Source organism: Rhodospirillales bacterium (genome assembly GCA_016710335.1).
Classification (GTDB): Bacteria; Pseudomonadota; Alphaproteobacteria; order Rhodospirillales; family Defluviicoccaceae; genus JADJXQ01.
The window spans coordinates 362,162-372,550 of record JADJXQ010000005.1; the positions used below are offsets into that span (position 1 = coordinate 362,162).

Here is a 10,389-nt window from a genome sequence, read left to right on the forward strand (position 1 = left end):
TAGCTGCTAACCGCACTGCGGTGACGCGGATTTTCCTCGTAAAGCTCCTGCGCCAGCGCGCAGCCACGGGCAAAGTCCGCGGCCCATCGCGCCTTCTCGTCCATCAGGTTCCAGACGAGCGCGCGATTCGAATAGAAAATCGAGAGGTCGAGTTTGCGCTCGAACGCCGCGCCCTCATCGAGAGCAGGCCCGGCATAAGCGATCGCCGGTTACTGGCCTCGAGGGCCTCGGCGTACTCGTTCCTCGCCTGATAATACAACCGCAATTTGTCGAAGAAAAGTGCAGGCCAGCCGACGCCGTCGTAACCCACAGGATCCGCGAGCGCCCGTTCGGCGACCGGCGTCACCCCCTGCACCTGTTCGTCGAGGTCCTCCGATCTGCCGAAGGTATCGAGCAACGGCTGTCGATAGTAGGCGATGCGCAGCAACAGCGCGCGGTCCTCCGGAGTGGCGCCTTCGGCCAGTGCCAGCGGCAGGGCGCGCTCGTAGGCGCGGATCCAAGTGCTCCATCGCGGCTTGCACGTTTGCCTGGCGCCGGTGAACGAGGCCGAGGCGCGCATGCATCAAAGCTTCGGCGTGGGCCCCGGCGCCACCCGCATCCTCCGGCAGTTGCTTCTGTGCCTCTGTGAGGCGGAGCAACAGGTCTGCCTCGATGTCGGTGAAGCCCCAGACGCGCTGCATGTCCGGGCTCTCCAACGTCGCCAGCGTTTCGTCGATCGCTCCGCGCCAGCTTTAGATGGCTCCGCCTCCAGCCGGGCGTCCTCTGGGCTTCCCGGCGCTCCTGGCAGACGCGTTTCGCCAGCCAGCCGAACAGGGCGGCGGCACCGCCGAAAACAGTGAGGACGACGATCGTTGCCGCGACGGCCATCCGCTTGCGGTTGCGCTTTGAGTCCGCCGCCCGCCGGGAGTCCGTAATGAATGCGATCACCGGCGGCGACAGCAGGTCAGAGCGCCGACTGCGGAGGTCGACGGCGTTGGAGAGGCGGTTGCCCTCGAGCAGGTGCCCCTTCGCACCCTTGGCGTCGCCGGCGTCCACGGCGGCGCGATGCTCCCGCTCTGCACGCTCGAGCCGCGTTCTCCAGTCGAGGTCGAGGCGGCTGTCGGCGAGCAGCTTGGCCGCCCGTGGCCAGCGCTCGAACAGGCTCTCGTGGGCGATGCGGACGGTGGGCGCCGCGCCTCCTTTGTCGCCGGCCTCGCCGAAAGCGAACAGCAGCCGTTCCGCCAACAGCAGATCGATCAGCCGGCGCGCCGGCGTGCCCGCGGGGAACTCGGACAACGCCGCCGGGCGCGCCGTCGCCGCCGTCCGCTCGCCGGCGAGGTCGACACTGGCGAGGGCGCCGAGGACACGCGGCAGTTCCTTCTGCGCGTCTTCGTCGAGGCGGGCGAAGGCGTCCTCGGCCTTGTGCGCGAGCGCCCCGGCGAGGCCGCCGAGCCGGTCGTACTCGGCCAGCGTCAGCGTCTCGCCATCGCGCGCCTCGAACAGCGCCTGCAGCGTGTACTGCAGCATCGGCAACGCGCCTGGGTGCGTCGCCTCGCTCTCCAGCAACTGGGCCAGATCCCGCTCGTCCGTCGTCTCGTAGGCGAGGCCGCTGGCGCGCGCCGGCGCCTCGATCATGTCGCGGATGCCGGCGCCCGATGGCGGCTCCACGTCGAACAGGCCGCATTGTTTCTTGAGCGCCATGGACGGCGGGTCGGACTGCAGCGCATCGTAGAAGTCCGAGCGCATCGTGACCACCAGCCACACCCGGCCCGACTGCACGAGGGCCGTGAGGATGGCGAGGAAGCGCTGGCGCGCATCGTCGCTGTCAGCCGAGAACAACTCCTCGAACTGGTCGACGACGAGGAGGAGGCCGGTCGCCGGGTCCGTGTCGAAGCCGCCGCTTCGCGCCAGTCTGGCCGCGGCTCGGTCGAGCGCCGCCGCCACCGGAATGACCGCCTGCGCCGGGCCCGCGGCCATCACCGACGCGACTTGCTCCACCGTCCTGCAGTCGCCGGCCAGGATCTCCGGCAACACGTCCTCCACAGCGAGGGCGCGCGCCAGCCCGGCGATGAGGTCGCCGCCCAGCGCGGTCGGCGTCACGACGAGCCGCTGCCACCGATCCATGTGCGGCTCGGTGTCGCCGTGGATCATCAGTCGTGGAATCAACCCGGCCCGAACCAGCGACGACTTGCCGGCGCCGCTGGCGCCGAGCACGAACACGCCCGGGAAGCCGCGTTGCGCCGCCGCCATCAGCGCGGCGCGCAGACGCCCCGTCGCCCGGCGGCGCCCGAAGAACACGCTCGCATGTTTTTCGTCGAACGCCGCGAGGCCGCGGAAGGGGGAGCCCTTGACGGCGATGTCCCAGTCGGTGTTGCTCAGCCGCGCCGCGATCCAAGCGCGCAGGTCGCGCTCGAACTGACGCGCGAACGCATCGGGATCGGCATAGTTCTTGGAGGCGGCAAGGAAATAGCCTTCCTCGTTCCTGAGCCAGCGGCACCAGAACTCGTCGAGCGCCTTCTTCTCCGCCTGCTCCTGGGCGAGAGTGACTTCGTTGAAGGTGACCGGCTTCGTGCTGCGGTAGACGAAGATGGCGGGGATCTTCTCCGGGCGCGTTCGCGCTGCGACGCAGGCGTCCTCGAACTCGAACTCCGTGCCGGTCCGGGCCGAGCCGTCGGGGCGGTTGAACTCCGGCGGAAGCACCGTGCCGAGGCGCTTCCAGAAGATGCAGACGACCAGATCGCACTCCGACGGCTTGTCGATCTGCGCCTGGAACGTGGAGACCGCCGAATATGGCCGTTCCTCCCAGCGCACCACCTCAAGGTCGACGTCCCAAAGATCGGCGTCGACCTTGCGGATGACGTCGTCGGCGCGATTGCGCTCCGCCGCGACGTCGCCGGGCGACGACAGAAAAATGCGCAGTCGGGAACTGCCCGTACCCAACCGTCAAACCCCCCGGCCCGCAAATACTAAGCTTCTTCATTAATATCCGTCGACACGTCCGCGTCAACCGCGACGGTGCGCGACCGTTGCGGAGACCGCGCGATCAAGAAGCCGAACCGGACGCTGGAATCAACGCTGGTGCGTCTCCTTGACCGGTATCAAGATACCAATGCGCAGGAAGGCGCCAAATGCGGAGACAGGCAGGTGCCGCCCGTCCTAACTGTCGTAGCTGACCAGGGCCGAGAAGGGGACGTCGAGGCGCGCGCGGCCCTCGAGGAAGGTGAGCTCGATCATGCAGGCGCAGCCGACCACCTCGGCGCCTGCCTTGCGGAACAGGGCGATCGCCGCCGCCATGGTGCCGCCGGTGGCGAGCAGGTCGTCGAGGACGACGACGCGCTGCCCCGCAGCGACCGCATCGGCCTGGATCTCGATGATGTCGCTGCCGTATTCCAGCGCGTACTCATGGCGCATCGTCTCCCCCGGCAGCTTGCCGCGCTTGCGGACCATGACGAAGCCGAGGCCGAGCTTGAGCGCCAGCGGCGCCGCCACCAGGAAGCCGCGCGATTCGATGCCGGCCAGCACGTCCGGCTGGTGACGGCTGACCGCCTTCGCCAACCGCCCCATCGCCACCGACCAGGCGTCGGCGTGCGCCAGCAGCGTCGAAATGTCGTAGAACAGGATCCCCGGCTTGGGGAAATCGGGGATAGAGCGGATGTGGTTCTTGATGTCCATGGCCGGCGGCGTTCCTTATGTCAGCGGCGAATACGGAAGGTGCCGTGGATCGGGCAGCGTGCATGCTCCGGCGCCGCATTGCTGCGCCCGGGTGCAACGGGCATTCAACGGGCTCTCAGCGCAGTCGCACCGCCGACGTCGAATAGCGCTCGGCGCTCGAATAGTCGATGTTGTCGAGCACGACGCCCGCCACGGCGGCGATGGCGAACACTGCAACAAATCCCAACCACATGGCCTTCATGGCGATCAAGTCCCTCCCGGACAAGCGAGCCTGTCGTTATTGTTCCCCGATCGCCCCGCCCTTCGCAAGCCCGGCCGCGCACCCACCCGGGCTCACGACCAGTGCTGGCTGCCGATGTAGGCCTCGGATCGCATTTCGTGCAGGCGGGAGACGGTGCGCTGGAACTCGAAGGCGCCGTCGCCGGCCGGATACAGCTCCTCCGCCGGCGCCGCCGCCGAGCATATGAGCTTCACCTTGTGCTCGTAGAGGGCGTCGATGAGGGTGACGAAGCGCTTGGCCTCGTTGCGGTTGCCGGGTCCGAGGCGGGGGATGCCGGCGAGCAGCAGCACGTCGAACCGGGCCGCCAAGGCCAGATAATCGGCCGGGCCCAGCGGCCGCGCGCACAGTTCGGGGAAACCGCTGAAGGCGATGTCGTCCGAGGCCCGGGTGATCGCCAGGTCGCGGCCTTGCACCCGGATCGTCTCCGGCCCGACCTCGGCGCCGTGGGTCAACTGCTTGAAGTACTCGTCGAGCCGACGTTCGCTCTCTGGTCCCAGCGGCGTCAGGTAGACGTCCATCAGCCGCATGCTTTCGAGGCGATAGTCGATCCCGGCATCCAGGTGCAGGAGATCCAGCTTGCGCTCGATCAGGTGGATGAACGGCACGAACAGTTCCCGCTGCAGCCCGTCCTTGTAGAGATCCCGAGGCGGCCGGTTGGAGGTGGCGACCACCACCACGCCGGCTTCGAACAGCGCCTCGAACAGGCGTCCGATGATCATGGCGTCGGCAATGTCGGTCACCTGGAATTCGTCGAAGCACAGCAGCCAGGCATCGGCGGCGATGCGCGCCGCCACTTCGTTGAGCACATCGTCGCGGGGGCGGGGACGCGTGCGCGAGCCGCCCTTGAGGCTGTATTCGGCATCGCGGCGGCGCATGTCGTTGAGCAGGCCGTGCACCTCCTGCATGAATGCATGGAAGTGCACCCGGCGCTTCATTTCGAGGGGCGCGCAGCGGAAGAACAGATCCATCAGCATCGACTTGCCGCGGCCGACGCCGCCGTACATGTAGAGGCCCTGCGGCGGCTCCTGCCTTCGCCGCCCGAGCCCGAACCGCTCCTTCCAGCCGGTCGTGCCGGACGAAGGCTGGTAGTGCATCAACGCGTGATACAGGCTTTCCAGCTTCTCCGCCGCCAGTCCCTGCTCCCGATCCGGCTTCAACTCCCCGGCGCCGACGCGCTCCCGGTAGAGTGCCAGCGGTCCCTTGTCCATCCTGCACGTCCGAGCAAATGCTGCACCCGCGAAAAAGTAGTTGCCCCCGGCGGTCTTGTAAAGCGGATGCCAAGCAGGCCAAGCGGGCGAGCATCGTCGCTGAATTCTGGCCGCAGGCGCTGCCCCGGCCTATGTATTCGGAATGGAAAGTTTGCTTGCGGCCGAAGCTGTGGTGCGCATCGGCGCCTTCGCGTCCGTTCTGGCCATCATGCTGCTGTGGGAAGCGGCGGCGCCGCGTCGGCGGCTGACGGCGCCCCGCAGCGGCCGCTGGCTGGCCAACCTCGGCGTCGTCGGCGTCGACACGGTGCTGGTGCGCCTGGTCTTTCCGGCGGCCGCCGTCGGCGTCGCGCTGACCGCCGCCGAACGGGGTTTCGGGCTGTTCAACGCGGTTCCGGTGCCGGACATTGTTGCGCTGGTCGTCTCTGTGGTGGTGCTCGACCTCGCGGTCTACGGCCAGCACGTGGCGTTCCACAAGGTGCCGGCGTTGTGGCGGCTGCATCGCATGCACCACTCGGATGTGGACATCGACGCCACCACCGGCATCCGCTTTCACCCCATCGAGATCCTGCTGTCCATGGCCTACAAGATGGCGCTGGTCGCCATCCTCGGCGCTCCTGCGGCGGCGGTGGTGGCGTTCGAAGTGCTGCTCAACGCGACGGCCATGTTCAACCATGGCAATGTCCGCTTGCCGGTGGCGTTGGACCGGGCGCTCAGGACAATCGTCGTGACCCCGGACTTTCACCGTGTGCATCACTCGATCCACCGCGACGAGACTGACAGCAACTATGGTTTCAACCTCTCGATCTGGGATCGGCTCTTCCGCACCTACCGCCCCCAGCCCCGCGACGGCCACGAAGCGATGACCATCGGCATCCGTCAATTCCGCACCCCCCGCGACCGCCGCCTCCACCGCTTGCTCATCCAGCCGTTCCTGAAGGGGTGAAGGAAGATGTCGCGTTTCGGCGGATGGCGCCTTGACGATGGAGTTCGCGATCGATATGTTCTATCTGCGTTCGCAGGGCGCCGCGCGCGGCGGAACTGCGCGGTGTTCGCGTAAGGGTAGAATCCCTTGTTTTCAATGGGATGAGGCCCGTTTGGAGTACATCTGCATACATCCGCATACAGAATCGGGCGGGATTCGGACACAAACTGCCTGTTATCAACGGGATAGCCTTGAAGCGGCGTCACAAAACCGCTGAAAACGTACGCATTTTGGACCTTGTTGCGCCATGACCTGGCAAAGCGGTGCACGGACTGGTTGCGTGCTTTCCGGGCGGCGCCGATCCGGCTGGGTGTCGGCGGACAGTTCCGTGACGGGCGGCAGCCTGGAGCCCTACGGGCGCCGCCGGGCGCGGCGGCTTGACGGCGGGGGTAACTCGCCCCTAGATTCCGCGACGCAGACCGACATGGTCGTCTTGAGCCTCGTGTGAAGCCCAACAATTTGCGAGAGGATTTGGATCGATGCCGAAGCAGGTGACAGACGATTCGTTCGATGCCGATGTGCTGAAGGCGGAAGGGCCGGTCCTGGTCGATTTTTGGGCGGAGTGGTGCGGGCCCTGCAAGCAGATCGCGCCGGCGCTCGACTCTGTCGACGCCAAGATGGGCGACAGACTCACGGTGGCGAAGCTCAACATCGACGAGAACCCGATGACCCCCTCCAAATACGGGGTCCGCGGCATCCCGACGCTCATGCTGTTCAAGGACGGCCAGATCGCCGCCACCAAGATCGGAACCCTCAGCGAGAGCAAGCTTCTGGAGTGGGTTCAATCGGTCGTGTGATCGTCCCGGTGCGCAGCGAGAACCGCGCCCGCCAGATAGAGAGAGCCACAAACCAGCACCCTCGCCGGTTCCTTTCCGTCCCGGCCGAGCCGCGCAAGCGCATCCCGGATGCTTGCAGCAGGCGCGGCTTCGAGACCAGCCCGTCGGGCTAACTCGGCGGCTTCGTCCGCCTCCAGGCTGTTGGCTTCGCCGGGGATAGCCACAGCCGCCATCTTCCCGGTGCAGCAGGGCGCGATCGCGGTCAGGAATCCCACGGCGTCCTTCTGTCTCAGCATCCCGAACAGGATGTGCAGCGGCCGATCCCGCCAATGTCGGATCTCGTCGGCGATGGCCTCCCCGGCGGCGGGATTGTGGCCGCCGTCAACCCACAACTCCCAGCCGTTGGGCAGCAGGGCGTTGAGCGGCCCTCCCTCCAGGCGCTGAAGCCGGCCCGGCCACACGACGCGCCCCATGCCGCGCCGCAGCGCCTTCGCATCAAGGCGCAGCCCCGGAATGCGGGTACTCGCGGCCACTGCCAACCCGGCGTTGCGGATCTGGAACCTGCCCGCCAGCGCCGGTTTCGGTAGCGTTAGAGACGTGTCGGCATCCCGATAGACGAGGCCGTCCCCATGGCTCTCGGCGGTCCAGTCAATTCCTTCGATGTAGAGCGGTGCGCCGAGCGCCTGTGCCCGCGCTTGAATGACGGCCTCCGCGTCGGCGTGTTGGGCGGCCGACAAACAAGGGACCCCCGGCTTGAGGATTCCGGCTTTCTCGGCGGCGATCTCTGCCAGCGTGTCGCCGAGGAAGGCCTGGTGATCGACGGCGATGGGGGTCAAGACCGTCAACGCCGGCCGCTCGACCACATTGGTCGCATCGAGGCGGCCGCCGAGCCCCGTCTCGAGCAGCGTCGCATCGGCGGGCGTGCGCGCGAAGGCCAGCAGCGCGGCGACGGTGGTGATCTCGAAAAAGGTGATCGCCTGGCCGTTGTTGACGCGCTCGCACTCCTCCAGCACCGCGGCCAACGCCGTGTCTTCGATCTCGCTCCCGGCCACGACGATGCGCTCATGGAAGCGGACGAGATGGGGCGAGGTCAGGACGTGAACGCAGAGTCCGTGCGCCTCCAGGAACGCTTTGAGGAAGGCGACGACGGATCCTTTGCCGTTGGTCCCGGCGACGTGAATGACGTTCTGAAGCCGCGTCTCAGGATGGCCGAGATCGTCGAGCAGGCGCTGCACCCGCCCGAGGGAAAGGTCGATGACCTTGGGGTGGAGCCTGCCGAGGCGCGACAGGATGTCTTCAGTGGTCATGCCGGCGTGGTCGTTGGCCTTGGATCAAAGCTGCTTGGCCGCGTTCTCGCTCCGAAGCCTCAGCACCTCTGCGGATGGTCGCGGATGGCGCAGCAGATCGAGGAAGTGCGCCACCGTCAGGGCAAGCTCGCGGCGGTGGACGATGATGTCGGCCTCGGCGCTTTCCGTCATCTCCGGCTGCGCCATTGCCGCTGCAGAGCCCTCGGCATCGGCGGTGTCCCCATGAGCCGGCCGATTTTCACCGCTGGCCCACTCTCCTCCATCACGGCGGAAAGATGCATGACTTGCGGGCTCCGCGATCACCACATGGGCTGCGTCAGTGAACGCAGCGGCGGCGCCCCGAGGGTATGGCCAAGGGTGCGGCCAAGGGTGCGGATCCGCGAGCACGACGATCAGCGGCAGCCGCCGCTCCCGCACCTGGTGCAAGGCGACGGCGATCCGACCCGGCTGAAGCAGCGACAAGACGCCCTCCTGAACACGGAGCCCGGCCGAAGAAACGACGACAACCAAGGGCGACTCCTGGACGACCGCCAACTGCGCCGCGGTGATGAGGCCCTCGCCCACGGCGGTGCCGATCGTGCCGCCCAGGAAGACGGGATCTAACACCGCAACCACACCGTTGCCGCCCCCGATCGCGCCATGGCACACGACCAGCGCCTCCGGGCGGCCCGTCGCTTGCTGCGCCTCCTTGAGACGCTCGCTGTAGCGCTTGACGTCGCGGAAGCGCAGCGGATCGGCCCGTACGCTCGGAAGCTCTATGGCATGAAACTCGCCGTCCCCGAACAGGAGCGCCAGGCGCTCCGGCGGGGGCAGCGGCATGTGGAGGTCGCACGCTGGGCAAACCCGCAACGCATCCCGCCACCGGCTCTCCCGGTCCCGGTGCCCACAGCGCGGGCAAGATAACCACTCCTCCTCGCCCTTGTCTCGTCCGGTCCCGACGATGTCGCGGAACTTGGGCCGGACCAGGTAGGTGAGCCAACTCATGCAGGTGTCCCGGCCCGCTCGGTCCGCCCGGCGCGCACGCCGGCAGCCAGGTCGCGCACGAAAGCGAGCGCAGCGTCGACCGCTGCGGCGCCGGCCCCTTCGCCGTCGTCCAGGTTCTCGGCAATCCGGCTGACCAAGGCGGAACCGACGACCGCCGCGTCGGCGACGGCGGCGATTTCTCCGGCTTGTTGCCGGGTCTTGATGCCGAAGCCGACGGCCACCGGCAGGGCTGTCCGCTGCCGGATGCGCGCCACTGCTGCGGCGACGTCCGATGCGTCGGCGGAGGCCGTGCCGGTGACGCCGGCGACGGCGACGTAGTAGATGAACCCGCTGGCGTGCTCGACGACCACCGGCAGGCGATGGTCGGTGGTTGTGGGCGCGACCAGGAGGATGATGGAGAGGCCGGCCGCCTCGGCCGGACGGCGGAGCTCTTCGTTCTCCTCGGGCGGCAGATCGACGACAATTACCCCGTCGACGCCGGCAGCCTTGGCGTCGGTGACGAAGCGCTCGACCCCGTAGATATAGATCGGATTGTAGTAGCCCATGAGAACCAGCGGCGTGCGGTCGTCGTCACGGCGGAACGCGGCGACCATCTCCAGTGTTCGAGCCAGAGTCTGCCCGGCCTTCAGGGCTCGCTGCGACGACGCCTGGATGGCCGGGCCGTCGGCCATGGGGTCGCCATGAACGGCATGCCGAGCTCGATGATATCGGCGCCGGCCGCGGGCAGGCCGCGGAGGATCTGGAGCGACGTTTCGGTATCGGGATCGCCGGCTGTGACGAACGTCACCAGCCCGCCTTGCCCTTCCGCCCGCAGCGCCTCGAAGCATCGGGTGATGCGGGTGTCGCTGCGGCTGGTCACAGCTCGACCCCCAGGTGAGCGGCGACGGCGAACACGTCCTTGTCGCCGCGTCCGCACAAGTTCATCACGATGAGGTGGTCGCGCGGCAAGTCCGGGGCGATGCGGACGACATGGGAGAGCGCGTGGGCCGGCTCCAGCGCCGGGATGATGCCCTCCGTCCGCGAACACAACTGGAAGGCGTCGAGCGCCTCGCTATCGGTGACCGACACGTAGGTGACCCGCCCGCTGTCGCGCAGCCAGGCGTGCTCCGGACCGATGCCGGGGTAGTCAAGGCCCGCGGCAATGGAATGCCCTTCCTCGATCTGTCCATCGGCGTTCTGCAGGAGATAGGTGCGGTTGCCG

8 protein-coding genes and 1 pseudogene are annotated in these 10,389 nt (G+C 67.6%); 2 read left to right on the forward strand and 7 right to left on the reverse strand.

The genetic code is table 11. From position 1 onward, the window contains the following. Window positions 1-342: 342 nt before the first annotated feature. From IPM60_11380 to IPM60_11390, 3 genes are all read right to left on the reverse strand, one after another. Complete coding sequence (locus IPM60_11380) at window positions 343-2,919, reverse strand: AAA family ATPase (protein MBK8908474.1); 2,577 nt, start codon at window positions 2,917-2,919, stop codon at window positions 343-345. 216 nt (window positions 2,920-3,135) lie between these two features. After that, window positions 3,136-3,651 carry an adenine phosphoribosyltransferase gene (locus IPM60_11385; protein ID MBK8908475.1) on the reverse strand — a complete coding sequence of 172 codons (516 nt, stop codon included), beginning with the start codon at window positions 3,649-3,651 and terminating at the stop codon, window positions 3,136-3,138. Window positions 3,652-3,984: 333 nt separating this feature from the next. Continuing rightward, window positions 3,985-5,139 carry an AFG1 family ATPase gene (locus IPM60_11390; protein ID MBK8908476.1) on the reverse strand — a complete coding sequence of 385 codons (1,155 nt, stop codon included), beginning with the start codon at window positions 5,137-5,139 and terminating at the stop codon, window positions 3,985-3,987. Between the two features lie 142 nt (window positions 5,140-5,281). Here IPM60_11390 and IPM60_11395 point away from each other — a divergent pair, with 142 nt between their 5' ends. Continuing rightward, window positions 5,282-6,082 carry a sterol desaturase family protein gene (locus IPM60_11395; protein ID MBK8908477.1) on the forward strand — a complete coding sequence of 267 codons (801 nt, stop codon included), beginning with the start codon at window positions 5,282-5,284 and terminating at the stop codon, window positions 6,080-6,082. Between the two features lie 518 nt (window positions 6,083-6,600). After that, window positions 6,601-6,918, forward strand: coding sequence for a thioredoxin TrxA (gene trxA / locus IPM60_11400; protein MBK8908478.1), 318 nt, complete (start codon window positions 6,601-6,603; stop codon window positions 6,916-6,918). Here the strand turns inward: trxA and IPM60_11405 are convergent. The 4 genes and pseudogenes from IPM60_11405 to IPM60_11420 all read right to left on the reverse strand — a co-directional run. After that, complete coding sequence (locus IPM60_11405) at window positions 6,903-8,204, reverse strand: bifunctional folylpolyglutamate synthase/dihydrofolate synthase (protein MBK8908479.1); 1,302 nt, start codon at window positions 8,202-8,204, stop codon at window positions 6,903-6,905. The genes trxA and IPM60_11405 overlap by 16 nt on opposite strands. A gap of 24 nt (window positions 8,205-8,228) precedes the next feature. Then, a complete protein-coding gene (locus IPM60_11410; protein ID MBK8908480.1) occupies window positions 8,229-9,188 on the reverse strand; it encodes an acetyl-CoA carboxylase carboxyl transferase subunit beta in 960 nt (319 codons plus the stop codon). Next, a pseudogene (locus IPM60_11415) lies at window positions 9,185-10,047 on the reverse strand (tryptophan synthase subunit alpha). Before IPM60_11415 ends, IPM60_11410 begins: the two are co-directional and overlap by 4 nt. After that, window positions 10,044-10,389 (reverse strand): tryptophan synthase subunit beta (locus IPM60_11420; GenBank protein ID MBK8908481.1); only part of this gene is annotated, 346 nt, incomplete at its 5' end. The gene IPM60_11420 and the pseudogene IPM60_11415, both read right to left, overlap by 4 nt.